Origin of the sequence: Zoogloea sp., from assembly GCF_044344315.1 — a bacterium.
Classification (GTDB): Bacteria; Pseudomonadota; Gammaproteobacteria; order Burkholderiales; family Rhodocyclaceae; genus Zoogloea.
Window position 1 is genome coordinate 17,390 of record NZ_JBIJDC010000043.1, and the last position, 16,365, is coordinate 33,754.

General features: G+C 67.7%; 16 protein-coding genes. 9 read left to right on the plus strand and 7 right to left on the minus strand.

Features of this window, described 5'->3' with window-relative positions:
- Positions 1–24 precede the first annotated feature (24 nt).
- Together ACIQ09_RS11205 and ACIQ09_RS11210 are read left to right on the plus strand one after the other, a co-directional pair.
- Positions 25–687, plus strand: a complete 663-nt coding sequence (locus tag ACIQ09_RS11205; RefSeq protein ID WP_398309349.1) for a TIGR02281 family clan AA aspartic protease — start codon at positions 25–27, stop codon at positions 685–687.
- Complete coding sequence (locus ACIQ09_RS11210; protein ID WP_398309352.1) at positions 687–1,559, plus strand: ketopantoate reductase family protein; 873 nt, start codon at positions 687–689, stop codon at positions 1,557–1,559. Before ACIQ09_RS11205 ends, ACIQ09_RS11210 begins: the two co-directional genes overlap by 1 nt.
- Before the next feature lie 283 nt (positions 1,560–1,842).
- Here ACIQ09_RS11210 and ACIQ09_RS11215 read toward each other — a convergent pair whose 3' ends face one another.
- The 6 genes from ACIQ09_RS11215 to polA all read right to left on the minus strand — a co-directional run bounded on the left by ACIQ09_RS11215 (position 1,843) and on the right by polA (position 8,700).
- Positions 1,843–2,157 carry a hypothetical protein gene (locus ACIQ09_RS11215; RefSeq protein ID WP_398309355.1) on the minus strand — a complete coding sequence of 105 codons (315 nt, stop codon included), beginning with the start codon at positions 2,155–2,157 and terminating at the stop codon, positions 1,843–1,845.
- 35 nt (positions 2,158–2,192) lie between these two features.
- Positions 2,193–3,251, minus strand: coding sequence for a UDP-N-acetylmuramate dehydrogenase (gene murB / locus ACIQ09_RS11220; RefSeq protein ID WP_398309358.1), 1,059 nt, complete (start codon positions 3,249–3,251; stop codon positions 2,193–2,195).
- The gene (queF, locus tag ACIQ09_RS11225) at positions 3,248–4,087 is read right to left on the minus strand and encodes an NADPH-dependent 7-cyano-7-deazaguanine reductase QueF (protein ID WP_398309361.1); all 840 of its coding nucleotides are present in this window, start codon (positions 4,085–4,087) and stop codon (positions 3,248–3,250) included. Before queF ends, murB begins: the two co-directional genes overlap by 4 nt.
- Entirely contained in the window at positions 4,087–5,307 is a 1,221-nt protein-coding gene (locus tag ACIQ09_RS11230; RefSeq protein ID WP_398309364.1) for a lytic murein transglycosylase, read from the minus strand. Before ACIQ09_RS11230 ends, queF begins: the two co-directional genes overlap by 1 nt.
- 107 nt (positions 5,308–5,414) lie before the next feature.
- Positions 5,415–5,939 carry a DUF2242 domain-containing protein gene (locus ACIQ09_RS11235; RefSeq protein WP_296407919.1) on the minus strand — a complete coding sequence of 175 codons (525 nt, stop codon included), beginning with the start codon at positions 5,937–5,939 and terminating at the stop codon, positions 5,415–5,417.
- A gap of 31 nt (positions 5,940–5,970) precedes the next feature.
- Entirely contained in the window at positions 5,971–8,700 is a 2,730-nt protein-coding gene (gene polA, locus ACIQ09_RS11240; RefSeq protein WP_398309368.1) for a DNA polymerase I, read from the minus strand.
- Between the two features lie 58 nt (positions 8,701–8,758).
- Between polA and ACIQ09_RS11245 the strand changes: the two genes are divergently transcribed.
- Together ACIQ09_RS11245 and ACIQ09_RS11250 are read left to right on the plus strand one after the other, a co-directional pair.
- The gene (locus tag ACIQ09_RS11245) at positions 8,759–9,484 is read left to right on the plus strand and encodes a TIGR00730 family Rossman fold protein (protein ID WP_296407923.1); all 726 of its coding nucleotides are present in this window, start codon (positions 8,759–8,761) and stop codon (positions 9,482–9,484) included.
- A gap of 48 nt (positions 9,485–9,532) precedes the next feature.
- A complete protein-coding gene (locus ACIQ09_RS11250; protein WP_398309372.1) occupies positions 9,533–9,871 on the plus strand; it encodes a DUF2782 domain-containing protein in 339 nt (112 codons plus the stop codon).
- A gap of 160 nt (positions 9,872–10,031) precedes the next feature.
- Here the strand turns inward: ACIQ09_RS11250 and sppA are convergent, their stop codons facing one another.
- The gene (gene sppA, locus ACIQ09_RS11255; protein WP_398309375.1) at positions 10,032–11,864 is read right to left on the minus strand and encodes a signal peptide peptidase SppA; all 1,833 of its coding nucleotides are present in this window, start codon (positions 11,862–11,864) and stop codon (positions 10,032–10,034) included.
- An 87-nt stretch (positions 11,865–11,951) separates the two neighbouring features.
- Between sppA and ACIQ09_RS11260 the strand changes: the two genes are divergently transcribed.
- The 5 genes from ACIQ09_RS11260 (at position 11,952) to ACIQ09_RS11280 (ending at position 15,909) form a co-directional block, all read left to right on the plus strand.
- On the plus strand, positions 11,952–12,365 hold the full coding sequence (locus tag ACIQ09_RS11260; protein WP_398309378.1) for a CoA-binding protein: 414 nt from the start codon (positions 11,952–11,954) through the stop codon (positions 12,363–12,365).
- On the plus strand, positions 12,362–13,201 hold the full coding sequence (dapF, locus tag ACIQ09_RS11265) for a diaminopimelate epimerase (RefSeq protein WP_398309381.1): 840 nt from the start codon (positions 12,362–12,364) through the stop codon (positions 13,199–13,201). The genes ACIQ09_RS11260 and dapF overlap by 4 nt, the downstream gene beginning before the upstream one ends.
- Before the next feature lie 34 nt (positions 13,202–13,235).
- Positions 13,236–13,886, plus strand: coding sequence for a DUF484 family protein (locus ACIQ09_RS11270; RefSeq protein WP_398309384.1), 651 nt, complete (start codon positions 13,236–13,238; stop codon positions 13,884–13,886).
- 207 nt (positions 13,887–14,093) lie between these two features.
- The gene (locus ACIQ09_RS11275) at positions 14,094–15,278 is read left to right on the plus strand and encodes a class I SAM-dependent rRNA methyltransferase (protein WP_398309387.1); all 1,185 of its coding nucleotides are present in this window, start codon (positions 14,094–14,096) and stop codon (positions 15,276–15,278) included.
- Positions 15,279–15,402: 124 nt separating this feature from the next.
- Positions 15,403–15,909 carry a hypothetical protein gene (locus tag ACIQ09_RS11280; RefSeq protein ID WP_398309390.1) on the plus strand — a complete coding sequence of 169 codons (507 nt, stop codon included), beginning with the start codon at positions 15,403–15,405 and terminating at the stop codon, positions 15,907–15,909.
- Positions 15,910–16,365 lie beyond the last annotated feature (456 nt).

A 16,365-nucleotide genomic window follows, 5' to 3' on the forward strand; every position in this document is an offset into this window, starting at 1 on the left:
GCCCCGGGGCAAGGAGACCATCTGGTGGATGACAGGGATCAACAGGAGACGCGGCGCTTCACCCTGCCCGACGACGAGAAGGAGCGCCGCCTGCAGGAGGTGCGGGCACGCCTGCGTGTGGACGGGCAGCCTGTCCCTGCCCCGCGCACCGGCGGTGGCTGGCTGCTGCCGGCCCTGTTCTGGACGGCGCTGATCGGCCTGGGCACCTTGGGCGCCAGCTACTGGCTGTCGAACAACAAGGGTGACACCCGCTTTCAGGTGGTGGCCGACGGCAGTCTGGAGCTGCGCATGGGGCGGGGCGGCCATTACGAGGTGAGCGGCGCGGTGGGCGCCGTGCCCATCCAGTTCCTGGTGGACACGGGGGCCAGCGTCACCGCCATTCCCCGCCAGCTGGGGGAGCGCATCGGCATCCGCGAATGTGCCGCCATCGGCTTTGACCTGAGCGCCGGCAACGAGCCCGGCTGTTGCCGCAAGCAGACCTTCCACACCGCCAATGGCACCACCGAAGGCTGCGTCGGTCGCGTGCCGTCCCTGCGCTTCGGCCCCTTCGAGGTGCGCAATGCCAGTGTCGCGGTGATGCCCGGCATGGGCGATCAGGCCCTGCTGGGCATGAACGTGCTGAAGCACTTCAACCTGGTGCAGGAGGGGCGGCGCCTGACCGTATCACCGGCGATGGTGGCGCGCTGATGGCCACGCCGGGTCGCTACCCCCTGGCTATCGTCGGGGCCGGCGCCCTGGGCCTGCACTTTGCCGCCGGTCTGGCTGCTGTGGGCCCGGTGGCGCTGGTGGCACGCAATGCCGCGCGGGCAGAGGCGCTGCGCGTCGGGGTGCAGGTGGGGGCGCGGCGCTTCGTGCCCGAGGTTTTCGCGCCGGATGCGCTGCCCGTAGCCGACTGGGTGATCCTGCTGGTGAAGACCGGCGACACCGCCGAGGCCGCCCGTACCGCCCTGGCCCTGCAGCCGCGAGGCGTGCTGTCCTTGCAGAACGGGCTGATCGAGGCGACCTTGCGGGCCGAGTGCGGCACCGTGCTGGTGGGCCAGGGCATCACCACCGAAGGGGCCTTCCGGGAGGGCTCCCGGGTGCAGCCCGCCGGGGCCGGCGAGACCTTGCTGCCAGCGGGCTTCGAGGCCGTGGCGGAGGCCCTGTGCATGGCAGGTTTCCGGGCCCGGGTGGAGCCGCAGATCGCCGCGGCGCGCCTGGCCAAGCTGCTGGTGAATGTGGCCATCAACCCGCTGGCCGCCCTCTTCCGGGTGCCCAACGGAGCCTTGCTGGAGCTCCCCCACCGGGTGCTGCTGGAGGCCCTGGTGAGCGAAGCGTGGCCGGTGCTGCGGGCAGCGGGGCTGGATCTGGATGAAGACGCGGCGCTCGCCCGTGTGGTGGCCGTGGCGACGGCCACGGCGGGCAACCGGGCCAGCATGCTGCAGGATGTGCTGGCCGGCCGGCGCACCGAGATCGACGCCATCACCGGCACCTTGCTTGCCATGGCCGAGGCTGATGGTCTTGAGCTGCCCACCCACCGGGCGGTGTTCACCCTGGTCCGGCGCCTTGCTCCAGGCTGAGCGCCTGTGAATGCACCTGCTTTCCTCGGTTGTCCTCCCTGAACCAGCCGCAAACCCAATGCTGACGGGGGGCTCCCTTGGCCGGAGCACCCGATGGGTGAAGCTGAAGGGGTTCATGGGACGCGCTGAGGGCGGCCGGAGGACTGTAGGGGCGACTTCAGTCGCCCGCGGACCTCGATCAAGGGCGTGCCGGCGATCAACGCACGATGGGCGACTGAAGTCGCCCCTATGATTAGGATGAATTCGACCCCACGGGCCCACCCGTCAAGCGCTGAGTGGCGCTTCAGGACGGGTTGTCGTAATCCCGCAGGTGGGTGCGGATCAGGAAGCTGCCGCCCATCACCAGCACGCCGCCCACGAAGGCCACCAGCCCGAAGGCCATGCCCATGAACATGTTCCAGTTGGCCTCCGCGTTGAGGCCGTCCGCCTGCTCCACGCCACCCGAGAAGGCGGCGAAGAGGCTTTCCAGGGCGGGCACGGCGGTATAGCTGAGGGCGGTCAGGCCCAGGGCGATGAAAAGGATGCCGATGAACAGGAAGGGGCTGGGCCGCAGCAGCTTGGTCATGAAGCTGGCGGGGGGGCGCGGGGTATCGGGCACGGAGCTGTCCTCGGGGCTGGGGGGCAGGGACGACATCAGGCGGCGGGGCCGGCAAACACCGGCTCGGGTTCCAGTTCGACGCCGAAGCGGGCGCGCACATCGGCGCGTACGGCGGCACTGGTGGCGATCACGTCGGCACCGGTGGCACCCCCGTGGTTCACCAGCACCAGGGCCTGCTTTTCGTAGCAGCCCACCGGGCCCAGGCGCCGGCCCTTCCAGCCGGCCTGCTCGATCAGCCAGCCGGCGGCCAGCTTGACCCGGCCGTCGGGCTGCGGATAGCTGGGCAGGCCCGGGTGCAGGGCGATGAGGCGTGCGTGTTCGGCGGTGTCCACCACCGGGTTCTTGAAAAAACTGCCGGCGTTGCCGATCTCGGCCGGGTCGGGCAGCTTGCGCCGCCGGATGGCGATGACCGCATCCGACACCTGCAGGGCATTGGGCTGGTTGATGCCCTGGGCTTCCAGCTCCCGGGCCACGTCGGCGTAGCCGGAGTTGGCTTTCCAGGCCTTGGGCAGGCGGAAGGTGACGGCGGCGATCAGGTAACGCCCGGCACCGGCTTGCTTGAAGAAACTGTCGCGGTAGCCGAAGGCGCAGTCGCGCTTGTCGAAACCCACCGTCTTGCCGGTTTCCAGGTCGTAGGCGCGCAGGCTGTAGAAGTGCTCGGCCATCTCGATGCCGTAGGCGCCGATGTTCTGCACCGGGGCGGCGCCGACGGTGCCGGGGATCAGGGACAGGTTCTCCAGGCCGGGCCAGCCCATTTCCAGGGTCCAGCGCACGAAGTCATGCCAGTTCTCGCCACCACCGGCGCGGACGAAGAAGGCCTCGGCGTCTTCCTGCACCCGGCTGCGGCCATGGAAGGCCACATGCAGCACCAGCCCGGGAAAATCGCCGGTGAGCACCAGGTTGGAGCCACCGCCGATCACCAGCCGGGGCAGGCCGGCCACCCGCGGGTCGTCGAGCACGGCGCGCAGGCCGTCCACGTCGTCTACCGCGGCGAACCAGGCGGCCCGGGCGGGCAGGCGCAGGGTGTTGAGGCTGTCGAGGGCCACGTCCTGGCGCAGCAGGCTGTCGGCGGAGACGGTGGGATGGCGGCTCATTGTCTAACCTCGGCGATGGGGGCCGGGGCAGATAGACCTGCAGTACGTCGGCAGGGGTTGATGTCCAGCCCGCCGCGGCGGGTGTAGCGGGCCCACACGCACAGCTCGCTGGGCCGGCACTGGCGCAGCAGGTCGGTGAAGATGCGCTCCACGCACTGCTCGTGGAATTCGTTGTGGCGGCGGAAGGAGATGATGTAGCGCAACAGCCCTTCCCGGTCGATGGGCGCGCCCCGGTAGCGGATCACCACCATGCCCCAGTCCGGCTGGCCGGTGACCAGGCAGTTGGACTTGAGCAGGTGGGAATACAGGGTCTCCTCCACCTCCGGCTGGCCGGCATCGGCGCGCAGCAGGCCGGGGTCGGGGGTGTAGCGGTCGACCTCGATGTCCAGGGTGTCCAGCAGCACACCCTCGGGATAACCGATGGCCCGCTGGGGCCGGCCCGATAGGGGCTCCACCTGCACCGTCACCGGCGCGCCGGCCGCGGCCGACAGATCCCGCGCCAGGGTCGCCTCCAGCTCGGCCACGCTGGCCACGCGGGTCTGGTTGAAGGCGTTCAGGTAGAGCTTGAAGGACTTGGATTCAACGATGTTGGGCGAATCCGCCGGCACCCGGAAGTGGGCCAGGGCCACCTCGGGCTTGCCCCGGGGGCCAAGCCACGACAGCTCAAAGGCTGTCCACAGGTCTTCGCCGATGAAGGGCAGGGCGCCGGGCGCGATACCGATCTCGTCCCGCTTGCCCTGACGGGCGATGGGAAAGAGCAACTCGGGGGCGTAGTGCTCGGCGTAGGCTACAGCCTTGCCGAGGGGGGAGGCGTCGGGGTGGGCGGGCGCGCTCATCAACGGTTTTCCTTGAGCGCCTTCAGCAGCTTCTGCCCCGCCCGCCCGTCCACGCTATGCCCCAGGCGCTGCTGCTCGACCCGGATCGCCGCGCGGCTGGCGTCGCCGAGCATGCCGTCGATGGCGCCGATGGCGTGGCCGCGGGCGGCGAGCAGGGTCTGCACTTCGCGCCGTTCGACCCGGGACAGGCCGGCGTCGTCGGTGGGCCAGGGGGTGGTGAAGGGGCCGGCGCCGCGCAGGCGGTCGGACAGGTGGGCGATGGCCAGGGCGTAGCTTTCGGCGGCGTTGTAGCCGTAGATGGCGTCGAAGTTGCGGAACACCAGGAAGGCCGGGCCCTTGGGGCCGGCGGGCAAGAGCAGGCCGGCACTGCCGTCGCCGGCGAGGGGGCTGCCGTCGATGCGCTTGACGCCCCGGGTGGCCCAGGCGGACAGGGCCTGCTTGTTGCGCCGGCCGGCGCCGCTGGCGTCGAAGCCGGCGGGCAGGCGCACCTCAAAGCCCCATACCTCGTCTTCGCGCCAGCCGGCCTTCTTGAGGAAATTGGCGGTGGAGGCGAGGGCGTCGGGGACGCTGCCCACCAGGTCGCGGCGGCCGTCGCCGTCAAAGTCCACGGCCAGGCGCAGGAAGGTGGAGGGCATGAACTGGGTGTGGCCGAAGGCGCCGGCCCAGGAGCCGACCAGCTGCTCGGCCTTCACGTCGCCGGCATCCACGATCTTCAGGGCGTCGTAGAACTCGCCGCGGAAGTAGGCCTGGCGGCGCCCGTAGCAGGACAGGGTGGACAAGGACGTGAGCAGGGGGCGGCTGCCGAAGTTGCGGCCGAAGTTGCTCTCCACACCCCACACGGCGACCACGGTGGCCGGGTCGACCTTGTAGCGGGTGGCCACGGCGTTGAGGGTGTCGCCCCATTGCTTGAGCATGGCCTGGCCGTCGGCCACGCGTTCTTCATCCACCAGACCGGAGAGGTAGTCCCAGATGGGGGTGCGGAACTCGGGCTGGTAATCGAGGAAGTCCAGCACCTTCAGGTCGGGCTGCAGGCTGGCGGTGAGGCGCTCATAGCCGGCACCGGATACGCCCCGGGCCAGGGCGCCGGATTTGAGCTCGGCCACGCAGGGGGCGAAGCGGGCGGGGTCGGGGGTGTCGGCAGCGTGGGCGGCCGAGGCGAGGAACAGGGCCAGGGCCACCCCCTGTAGGGGCGACTTCAGTCGCCCGCGGACGTCGATCAACGAACGGCGCCCGGTACTGCGCGCGGATGGGCGACTGAAGTCGCCCCTACGTGTCGCCTCTGCAGGGAGGGGGCTGCCTGCATGGGGGGTGGGAATGCTGGGTTTTTTCATCGGATGAAGGATTGCATGAGGGCGAAGAAGCGCCCGTAAAACTCGGCGTCGGTGACGGTTTCCTCGCCGACCTTGACCAGGGATTCGTTGTTGCCGCCGAAGGGCAGGGACAGGGAGCCGATGCCGGTGACGCTGAGACCGGTGCTGGCGGAGCCGGCCTTGAGCTCTTCGCGCACCTGGCGCACGTTGGCGTAAACGGCGGCACCCTTGGTCTCACCCTGATCCTCGGCCAGGCAGAACAGGCTGAAGGTGAGCTGGACCTGGGTGCTGCGGTCGGGCTGAAAATACTTGCGGGCGCGTACCGAGTCCACCTTGCTCTCGTCGATCAGGTAGCCCTGGCTGAGCAGGGCGCGCCGGCCCGCTTCGCAGGCCGCCGCCGGGCTGATCTCAAAGGACTGCTCATAGGGCGAGTCGGGGGCGAAGTTCTCGAGCTTGTAGCTGTCGTCCTTGGGTTTGGGCGACAGGCTGCTGCAGGCGGCAAGGGCGAAGCTCAGCAGGAAAACGGTAAAGCGGTGGTGCATGGGTGCGGGGGATTCTGGTCCGGTTTGGGGCTCAATGGGCTTCGTCCCAGTTGGCGCCGATGCCCACTTCGGCAACCAGCGGCACGGAAAGTTGCGCCACGCCGGCCATCAGCCGCGGCAGCTGCTCGCGGATCAGGGCCACTTCGTCGTCCGGTACTTCCAGCACCAGCTCATCGTGCACCTGCAGGATCAGCTTTGACTTGACGCCGCTGGCCTTGAGCCAGGCCGAGGTGGCGATCATGGCCTTCTTGATCAGGTCGGCGGCGGTGCCCTGCATGGGCGCATTGATGGCGGCCCGCTCGGCGCCCTGGCGGCGGCCCACCTGCTGGGCGCGGATGTCCGGCAGGTGCAGGCGACGCCCGAACACCGTCTCCACGTAGCCCTTGGTCTTGGCTTCCAGGCGGGTGCGCTCCATGTAGGCGGCCACGCCGGGGTAACGGGCGAAGTAGCGCTCGATGTAGTTGGCGGCGGCCACCCGGTCGATGCCCAGGTTCTTGGCCAGGCCGTGGGCGCTCATGCCGTAGATCAGGCCGAAGTTGATCACCTTGGCGTAGCGGCGTTGCTCGCTGCTCACCTCCAGCGGGGTGACGCCGAAGATCTCGCCGGCGGTGGCCCGGTGCACGTCTTCACCTTCCGCGAAGGCCTTCAGCAGGCCCTTGTCGGCGGACAGGTGGGCCATGATGCGCAGCTCGATCTGCGAGTAGTCGGCCGACACGATCTTGTGGCCGGCCGGGGCAATGAAGGCGGCGCGGATGCGGCGGCCTTCGGGCGTGCGGATGGGGATGTTCTGCAGGTTGGGTTCGGTGCTGGCCAGGCGCCCGGTAACGGCCACCGCCTGGCTGAAGCTGGTGTGCACGCGGCCGGTCTTGCGGTTGACCATCAGCGGCAGCTTGTCGGTGTAGGTGTTCTTGAGCTTGGCCAGGCTGCGGTGCTCCAGCAGCAGCTTGGGCAGGGGGTAGTCGTCGGCCAGCTGGGAGAGCACGTCTTCGTCGGTGGACGGCTGCCCGGTGGCGGTCTTCTTGACCACCGGCAGGCCCAGCTTGGTGAACAGGATCTCGCCGAGCTGCTTGGGGGAGCCCAGGTTGAAGGGCTGGCCGGCCAGTTCATGGGCCTGCAGTTCCAGTTCGTGCAGGCGGCGACCCAGCTCTTCGGAGTGCTGGGCGAGCAGGAAGTCGTCGATGAGCACGCCGTTGCGCTCCATCTCGAAGAGCACCCGGGCGGTGGGCAGCTCCACATCCCGGTAGAGGGCGAGCAGGGCCGGCTCGGGGGCCAGCTGGGCCGACAGGTTGCGGTGCAGGCGCAGGGTGATGTCGGCATCCTCGGCGGCGTACTCGGTGGCCCGGGCCAGGTCCACCTCGCCAAAGCCGATCTGCTTGGCGCCCTTGCCGCAGACCTCGGCGTAGGTGAGGGTCTTGATGCCCAGGTGGCGACTGGCCAGGGAGTCCATGTCGTGGGACTTGTCGCTCTCCAGGATGTAGGACTCGAGCAGGGTGTCGTCAAAGATGCCGGCCAGGGCGATGCCGTGGTTGGCCAGGATGTGGGCGTCGTACTTGAGGTTCTGGCCGAGCTTGTGGTGGGCGTCGGATTCGAGCCAGGGGCGCAGCTTGTCGAGCACTTCGGCCAGGGGTAGCTGGGCTGGGGCGTCGGCGTAGTGGTGTGCCAGCGGCAGGTAGGCCGCTTCGCCCTCGACGGTGGCGAAGGACATGCCCACCAGGGTGGCCACCATGGGGTCGAGGCCGGTGGTTTCGGTGTCGAAGGCGGTGAGTTCGGCGGCGGAGATCTTCGTCAGCCAGGCGTCGAAGGCGGCCCAGTCGAGCAGGGTCTCGTAGCCGTTGCGGTGGGCGCCGGGCTCGCCCTGGGCCTCGATGGCCGGGGCCTCGCCTGCCGCCGCCATCGCCGGGGCGGGGCGATGAACGCCTTCTTCCAGCTCCTTCAGCCAGCCCTTGAACTCCATGCGCCGGTAGAGGGCGGCCAGGGCTTCCTTGTCGTCTTCCCGGGCGAGCAGGTCGGCGGGTTTCACCGGCAGGGGCAGGTCGGTGACCACGGTGACCAGCCGGCGGCCCAGGGGCAGGAAGTCCAGGTGCTTGCGCAGGTTCTCGCCCACCTTGCCGCCCACCTTGTCGGCGCTGGCCACCAGCTTGTCCAGGTTGCCGTATTCGGTGAGCCATTTGACGGCGGTCTTGGGGCCGCACTTCTCCACGCCGGGCACGTTGTCCACGGTGTCGCCGATGAGGGTGAGGTAGTCGACGATGAGATTCGGCGGCACGCCGAACTTGGCGGTGACGCCGGCCTCGTCCAGCACTTCCTCGCTCATGGTGTTCACCCAGCGCACGCCGGGCTGCACGAGCTGGGTCAGATCCTTGTCGCCGGTGGAAATCACCACCTCCCAGCCGGCCTCCACGGCCTGGCGGGTGAGGGTGCCGATGACGTCGTCGGCCTCCACGCCCTCTTCCATCAGCAGCGGCCAGCCCTCGGCCTTCACGGCCTCGTGCAGGGGTTCGATCTGGGCGCGCAGGTCGTCGGGCATGGGCGGGCGCTGGGCCTTGTAGTCGGGAAACCAGTCGTCCCGGAAGGTCTTGCCCTTGGCATCGAAGACGCAGGCCCGATACTCTGCCTTGTAGTCGGATTCGAGGCGACGTAGCATGGACAGCACCCCGCGCACGGCCCCGGTTGGCTCGCCCGCCGAGTTGCGCAGATCGGGCAGGGCATGGAAGGCGCGGTACAGGTAACTGGAACCGTCGACGAGCAGCAGGGTCGGCATGGGCAATCGGGGAGGGCCGGGCACGCCGGGCCTCCCGCACTCCTCAATCAGAAAAACAATGACTGCAAAAGACAAACTTCCCCGGATGGCGCCGAGCACGGCGGCCCAGAATTTCACGGCCAGGGAGTCGTGGCGGATTTTCGGGATTATGGCAGAGTTCGTCGAGGCGACTGAGCGGCTCAAGCCCATCCGCCCGGCGGTGTCCATCTTCGGCAGCGCCCGCACCCGCATCGACCATCCCTACTACGCCAAGACCGAGCGCATCGCCCGCCTGCTCTCCGATGCAGGCTTTGCGGTGATCTCCGGCGGCGGCCCGGGCATCATGGAGGCGGCCAACAAGGGGGCCTATTTCGGCAAGTCGCCCAGCGTGGGGCTCAACATCCAGCTGCCCATGGAGCAGCAGGCCAACCCCTACCAGGACATCTCCCAGACCTTCCAGCACTTCTTCGCGCGCAAGTTCATGTTCGTCAAGTTCGCCACGGCCTACGTGGTGATGCCCGGCGGTTTCGGCACTCTGGACGAACTGCTGGAGGCGATGACCCTGATCCAGACCGGCAAGAGCCGCAAGATCCCGGTGATCCTGGTGCATGAACCTTTCTGGCGCGGGCTGATCGACTGGTTCAAGGACAGGCTGGTGGAGGAGGGGATGATCAACCCGGACGACCTGGACCTGGTGCAGGTGATCGACGAACCGGAAAAGGTGGTCGACGCGATCTTCGATCACTACCAGAGCCGCGGCTTCCTGCCCCTGCCCGAGGAGCACGAGCTCATGCTCAACCTGTAGCCGGACGGCGAAGGGTTACAATCTCGGCATAGCCAGGAGAACATCAAAATGCCCCGCGCACCCTACATTGCAGCCCTTTTGCTCGCCCTCGCCGCCCCGGCCTGGGCCCAGCAGCCCCCCAAGCTCGAACCCCTGCCCGAACCGCCGCCCCCGCCGCCGGGCATGGAGCTCGACCAGGCCACCGAGCCCCAGGTCACGATCACCAAGAAGGGCGAGGACACGGTGGAGGAATACCGGGTCAATGGGCAGCTCTACATGGTCAAGGTCACCCCGCCCGGCGGCGTGCCCTACTACCTCTACGACGATGTCGGCAACGGCGACTTCACCCGTCGCGACGCCCAGGACAGCGGCCTTCGCGTGCCCAAGTGGGTGATCAAGCGCTGGTAGGTTATACCGGCTGCGTTGGAAAGACTTGTAGGGGCGACCTCAGTCGCCCATCCGCGCGGCGATCACCGGTATTTCCTCGATCGAAGTCCGCGGGCGACTGAAGTCGCCCCTACAGGAGAGCCCGTACCGACCGTCAAACTGAGGGCTTCTTCACAAGCGCTCAGGGCGCCTCGCACAGGCAGTGCAGATACATGTGCCCCGGGTCGTTCCACAGGGCCAGGCCTTCCAGTTCGCTGCGGATCTTCGCCAGCGTGCTGTCCACCAGTGACACCCGCGCCCGGGCGCCCTCGGATTCCTCGCCGTTGTCGAGCAGCTTGGAGAGCAGCTGGTCCCGCGGGGAAAGGGGTTTCTCCACGTAGCTGACCCCGTAGTCCTTGAGGTGAGCGCGGCTGGCGGCGGCCTTGATGGCTTCGTCGAGCCCGCCGATCTTGTCCACCAGGCCCTTTTCCTTCGCCTGACTGCCCAGCCAGACGCGGCCCTGGGCCACCTGGTCTACTGCCGCCACCTCCATCTTGCGGCTCTTGCCCACCAGCTCGATAAAGCGCTTGTAGCCGAACTCGATGCTCTGCTGGAGCACGCTGGCCACCTGCGGGTCGAGGGGCCGGCGCGGATCGAGGCCGCTCGACAGGGGCGTGGTGCCCACGCCGTCCACCGTCAGACCGAGCTTGTTCATGGGGCCCGACAGGTCGGGCATCATCGCAAAGATGCCGATGGAGCCGGTGATGGTGCTGCGTCCGGCCCACACCTCGTCGGCGGCCATGCTGATCCAGTAGCCGCCCGAGGCCGCCACCGAACCCATGGAGACGATCACCGGCTTGCCTGCCTGGCGAGTCAGCTCCAGCTCGCGCCGGATCACCTCGGAGGCAGTGGCGCTGCCCCCCGGGCTGTCCACACGCAGCACGACGGCTTTGATGGCTTTGTCCTCCCGGGCCTGACGGATCAGCCCGGCCACGGTGTCGCCGCCCACCACACCGGAGGGCTGCTCGCCGTCTACGATGGCGCCCTGGGCCACCACCACGCCGATCTTGTCTTCCGGGGCGCTGGTCTCCTCGCGCATCCGCGAGATGTAGGTGCTCATATCTATGTGCTTGTAGCCCTTGCCCTCGTCGCCGGCACCAAGCTGGGCCTTGAGGTGGTCGCGCCACTCGTCGGCAGTCTTCAGGCCATCCACCAGCCCGGCCCCCAGGGCCATGCGCGCGGCGTCGCCGCCGGATTCGGCCAGCAGGGCCGGCGTGTCACCCACGTAGCGGGCGAGGTGGGCGGCGGCCTTGGGGCGGGCGGCCACGATGTCGGCCTGATAGGCCTGCCAGGCGGCCTCCAGGTAGTCCCGGGTGGCTTCCCGGTCTTCCGGTGACATGTCGCTGCGGGTGTAGGGCTCCACGAAGGACTTGTAGGTGCCCACGCGGAAGATCTGCATCTTCACCCCGGCTTGGTCAAAGAGGCCCTTGAAATAGGTGGGAAAGCGCCCGAAGCCCGACAGGAACACGTAGCCGTCAGGGCTGACGAAGACTTCATCGCCCTGGGCGGCCAGGTGGTACTGGACCTGATTGAAGTTCTTGCCGTGGGCATAGACCTTCTTGCCCGACTTGCGGAACTCGGCCACCGCCGTGGCGATCTCCTGCAGCTTGGGCAGGCCGGTGCCGGCCAGACCGTCGGTCTCGATCACCAGCGCCTTGATGCGCGGGTCGGTGGTGGCGGCACGGATGGCGTCCACCACGTCGCGCAGCAGGATCTGGCGGATCCCGTCGCCCCCCTGCAGCACGCTCATGGCGCTGCGCACGGTGCGCTGTTCGACCAGTTGCCCGTTTGGCGCGATCAGCAGCGCCACGTCCGTTGGCAGCGGTGTTGGCCGTGCAGCCAGCCAGCCGGCCACCAGGAAGACCACCACCGCGATAAACAGCAGGTTGAGACTGATCTGCCGGAAGCGGTCAATCGCCCGCCACAGCCCGCCAATAACTCTTCTCACGACACCCGGCCGTGCATTCCGATCCATCACACTCTCCAGAACGGGCCCTGCGGCCCGGCGGCCCGCGGCCGCCTCCAAGGTTTGCGGGCACCGCCAATCCGGTAGAATCCCGCCATGTTTGCCAATCCCTCTCCCGACCAGATCCGCAGCTTGCTGCAGGAGGTCAAGACCATTGCCGTCGTCGGCCTGTCGCCGCGCCCGGACCGCCCGAGTTATCGGGTTTCCCGCGCGATGCAGGGCTTCGGTTACCGCATCGTACCGGTTCGCCCGGCTGTTGCCGAAATTCTCGGTGAAAAAGCCTGGGCAAATCTCTCCGCCATCCCCTTTGCGGTGGATATGGTGGATGTATTTCGTGCCGGTGACCAGATCGACCCGGTCGTCGATGAATGCATCGCCCTGGGCGTCAAGCGCCTGTGGCTGCAGGACGGGGTGATCAACGAAGCCGCCGCCGCGCGCGCCCAGGCCGCCGGCATCACCGTGGTGATGGACCGCTGCGTGTGGCGCGATTACATGGATCTCGTCGTATGAGCAAAAAACTCGCGTTTACCAAGATGCACGGCCTCGGCAACGATTTCGTGATGATCGACGCCGTGCGTCAGGACATCCAGCTCACCGAAGCCCAGGTGCGCTACCTGGCCGACCGCAATTTCGGGGTGGGCTGTGACCAGCTGCTGGTGGTGGAGCCCGCCCAGGCACCGGGCGTGGATTTCCGCTACCGCATCTTCAATGCCGATGGCGGCGAGGTGGAGCAGTGCGGCAACGGCGCCCGCTGCTTCGCCCGTTTCGTCTTCGACCAGGGCCTTACCGACAAGCGCGAGATCCGCGTCGAGACGAAGAAGGGCATCATCACCCCGCGCCTCGAGGCCGACGGCAACGTGACCGTGGACATGGGCGTGCCGGTGCTGAACCCCGCCGACGTGCCCTTCGTCAGCGAGTCCGACGCCTGGGTGCAGCCCCTCGACGTGGCCGGCACGGCCGTGGCGATCACCGCCGTGAGCATGGGCAACCCCCACGCCGTGCAGGTGGTGGCCGATGTGGATACCGCCCCGGTCGCCGAACAGGGCCCGCTCATCGAGCACCACCCGCGCTTCCCGGCCCGGGTCAATGCCGGCTTCCTGCAGATCGTCGATGCGCACCGCGTGCGGCTGCGCGTCTTCGAGCGCGGCGCCGGTGAAACCCTGGCCTGCGGCACTGGCGCCTGTGCTGCCGTGGTGGCGGGCATCCTGCGCGAGCTGGTGGTGTCGCCGGTCACCGTCGAAACCCGCGGCGGCGAGCTCACCATTGCCTGGAACGGCGTCGGCACCCCGGTGATGATGACCGGCCCCGCGGTCACCGTGTTCAGCGGCACCCTGACCCTTCCCTGATCTCCTCCCGCCTCATCTGCTCCGGCCCCACGCCATGAATCCTTCCGACGTCATCCAGTTCCTGCAGGAAAACCCCGACTTCTTCGACCGGAACTCGACCCTGCTGACCGACCTGACGGTGACCCATCCGAACAACGGACAGGCAATCTCCCTCACCGAGCGCCAGCTCATCGCCCTGCGCGACCGCATCGCCCAGCTCGAGGACAAGTTCGCCGAACTGCTGTCCTTCGGCGAGGAGAACGACGCCATTGGCGAGAAGGTGCATCGCCTCAGCCTGTCCCTGCTCGAAGCCGAGGATTTCGAGTCGATCCGCACGGCGGTATATGTGCACCTCAAGGAAGACTTCGCCGTGCCCCATGTGGCCTTCCGGGTGTGGAACAGCGTGCTGTCGCGCAGCGGCCCCGAGTTCCTGCCGGTGGGCGAGGAGGTGCGCTTCTTCACCGGCGATCTGGTCCAGCCCTACTGCGGTGCGCCGGCCATCAAGGAAATCACCAACTGGTTCGGCCCGGCCGGCCGCCAGATCCGCTCGGTAGCCCTGGTGCCCCTGCGCCGTGACGAGCAGGCCTTCGGCCTGCTGGCCATGGGCAGCGAAGACCCGGAGCGCTTCTATCCCGAGATGGGCACGCTCTACGTGACGCGCATCGGCGATATGGTTTCCCACATCCTTCGCCGCCAACTCGGCTGATGGGCCGATAGCGCTACTGCGCGGCCCGATCTCGTGGCTGCGATGCTCGCCGTACTCCAGTACGGCTGCGCTTCTCCCCACGACCTCGGGCCGCTCGCTACGCGCTCTCGACCCATCAAGGCATGGGCTGTCTTTCAAGAACAACATGTTTGAGCGATAGCGTCCTTGCTGGCAGGGGCGCACTTTTTATCTGAAGGTTTTTTCCCCATGGCTGATCTGATTCTCAAACCTGGCAGTGACCGTACCGTGGTGCGGCGGCATCCCTGGATCTTCGCCGGTTCGGTGGACCGGCTGGAGGGCCGGGCGCGGCCGGGGGATACGGTGCTGGTGATGGATTCCCGCGGCAAACCGCTGGCGCGGGCGGCGTGGTCGCCGGAGTCGCAGATCCGGGCGCGGGTGTGGACCTTCGACCCCGAGCAGTCCATCGACCATGCCTTCATCAAGCGTGCGGTGGCGGCGTCGGTGGCGCGTCGTGCTGCGCATCCCTGGCTGGTCGGGCAGGATGGCGTGCGCCTGATCCACGGGGAGTCCGATGGTCTGCCCGGCGTCATCGCCGACCGCTTTGGTCCGGTGGTGGTCGTCCAGCTGACCAGCGCCGGGGCCGACAAGTGGCGCGATGCCATTGTTGCCGGGCTGGTCCAGGCCACCGGCTGCAGCACGGTGTATGAGCGTTCCGATTCGGATGTGCGCAAGCTCGAAGGGCTCGGCCCGGTCACCGGCCTGGCCCACGGCGAACTGCCGGAACTGCTGACCATCGTCGAGAACGGGGTGCGCATGGAGGTGGACGTGGTCAGCGGCCACAAGACCGGCTTCTACCTGGATCAGCGCGACAACCGCCTGCTCACCGGCCAGCTGGCCGCCGGTCGCGATGTGCTCAACTGCTTCTGCTACACCGGGGGTTTCTCCCTGCAGGCCCTGGCCGGTGGCGCGAAGAGCGTGATCTCCATCGACTCGTCCGGCCCGGCCCTGGTCACCGCGGCGCGCAACGTGGCCCACAACCCCCAGCTCGATGCAAGCCGCGCCGAGTGGCGTGAGGACGACGTCTTCCAGGCCCTGCGCGGCTTCAAGGCCGAGGGGCGCAAGTTCGACCTGATCATCCTCGATCCGCCCAAGTTCGCGCCCTCGGCTGCCCACGCCGAACGGGCCGCCCGCGCCTACAAGGACATCAATCTCCTGGGCTTCCGGCTGCTCAACCCGGGGGGTATCCTGATGACCTACTCCTGCTCCGGCGGCATCGGCCAGGAGATGTTCCAGAAGATCGTCGCCAGCGCCGCGGCAGATGTGGGCGTGGAGGCCCGCATCATCCATCGCCTCTCCGCTGCGCCGGATCATCCTATTGGTCTGGCCGTGCCCGAAGGGGAATATCTGAAGGGGCTCGCCTGCCAGCTTTGAGCGACTGCTCAAAGCGGGTAGTCATCCAGGCGTCAAACCGGGCGGAGGTGTGTATCCTCAAGGGGCTCATGAACAGTTAAAAGTTGTTACTTTGGGCTGTTCCGATCATGCCACGGAGATACAGATGAACACCCCGCAGCCCCACGATTTGGCCCCGATGGCCGACGAAGACCCTGGGGTCCAGGCACGACGCCAGCAGCGTATGGCGGCGCTGCTGCTGTCCCGCTACAACCTGCGCTACATGGTCCGGCTGTACGAGGCCTTCGAAGGCGATCTGCTGCTGCCCATCGTACTCGGCGAGGTGGGACTCTATAACGTGGGCGGCCTCGGGCTGGACGATCAATCCTTGGCCGCCATCCGCTGCAGCGAGGACGATTTCGGCAAGCTGCCCCTGCGGCCCTGCAACGCCTTCTCCATCAGCTCATCCACCGGCATCCCGCGGGAAACCGTGCGCCGCAAGGTCAGCCACCTGATCCAGCTGGGCTGGATCGCCAGGGACATCAAGGGCGGTCTAACCATCACGGCTAAGGCAGCCAACCTGTGCCTCGAACCCTTCGACCAGGAAAACCTGGCCGACTTCCTCAGCACCGCCGACCGGGTCCGCCTGATCGCCAGCCCCCCGCAAGGCTGATCAGCGGACTCCCGGCCGCACCGGGCAAGCCCGTCCCTTATGCCAGAGGGAAATGCCGGTGACCGACCAGAGGTCGCCGTCTCTCCCGTGGGGTCGAATGAATTGGCGATGTTCGTGTTAAGTGTGGAAAGCGCTTTCGATTCGACATGTAAGGCTTGAGCCCTTGCTTACAGGCTTTCCGTTCTCTTACGTCACATTGACCGGGGACTCGCCCCCGGCGGGCGACCTTCTTTCTTGTTGTACGACAAGAAAGAAGGCAAAGAAACGTACCCCGCTGTCGCGCCCCCTTCGGGGGTTCCCTCCTTCCGGCAATGCCGGGCGGGGTCTTCGCAAACTCGCCCTGCGGGCTCAGACATGCGAAGCCCTTTTTCCGCCCGTCATCACCTCCAGTCGGCACGCCAGAGGGGAGAGGAAATGCAGGTGATCAACGGCCAGTACCCGACTCAAGTTCCGCAG

Bases quoted from the DNA above. Each gene is read 5' to 3' on its own strand.
- ACIQ09_RS11210 (WP_398309352.1), top strand. From the start codon at position 687: ATGGCCACGCCGGGTCGCTACCCCCTGGCTATCGTCGGGGCCGGCGCC.
- murB (WP_398309358.1), bottom strand. From the start codon at position 3,251: ATGAGCCGCCATCCCACCGTCTCCGCCGACAGCCTGCTGCGCCAGGAC.
- queF (WP_398309361.1), bottom strand. From the start codon at position 4,087: ATGAGCGCGCCCGCCCACCCCGACGCCTCCCCCCTCGGCAAGGCTGTA.
- ACIQ09_RS11235 (WP_296407919.1), bottom strand. From the start codon at position 5,939: ATGCACCACCGCTTTACCGTTTTCCTGCTGAGCTTCGCCCTTGCCGCC.
- polA (WP_398309368.1), bottom strand. From the start codon at position 8,700: ATGCCGACCCTGCTGCTCGTCGACGGTTCCAGTTACCTGTACCGCGCC.
- ACIQ09_RS11245 (WP_296407923.1), top strand. From the start codon at position 8,759: ATGACTGCAAAAGACAAACTTCCCCGGATGGCGCCGAGCACGGCGGCC.
- ACIQ09_RS11250 (WP_398309372.1), top strand. From the start codon at position 9,533: ATGCCCCGCGCACCCTACATTGCAGCCCTTTTGCTCGCCCTCGCCGCC.
- sppA (WP_398309375.1), bottom strand. From the start codon at position 11,864: ATGGATCGGAATGCACGGCCGGGTGTCGTGAGAAGAGTTATTGGCGGG.
- ACIQ09_RS11260 (WP_398309378.1), top strand. From the start codon at position 11,952: ATGTTTGCCAATCCCTCTCCCGACCAGATCCGCAGCTTGCTGCAGGAG.
- dapF (WP_398309381.1), top strand. From the start codon at position 12,362: ATGAGCAAAAAACTCGCGTTTACCAAGATGCACGGCCTCGGCAACGAT.
- ACIQ09_RS11270 (WP_398309384.1), top strand. From the start codon at position 13,236: ATGAATCCTTCCGACGTCATCCAGTTCCTGCAGGAAAACCCCGACTTC.
- ACIQ09_RS11275 (WP_398309387.1), top strand. From the start codon at position 14,094: ATGGCTGATCTGATTCTCAAACCTGGCAGTGACCGTACCGTGGTGCGG.
- ACIQ09_RS11280 (WP_398309390.1), top strand. From the start codon at position 15,403: ATGAACACCCCGCAGCCCCACGATTTGGCCCCGATGGCCGACGAAGAC.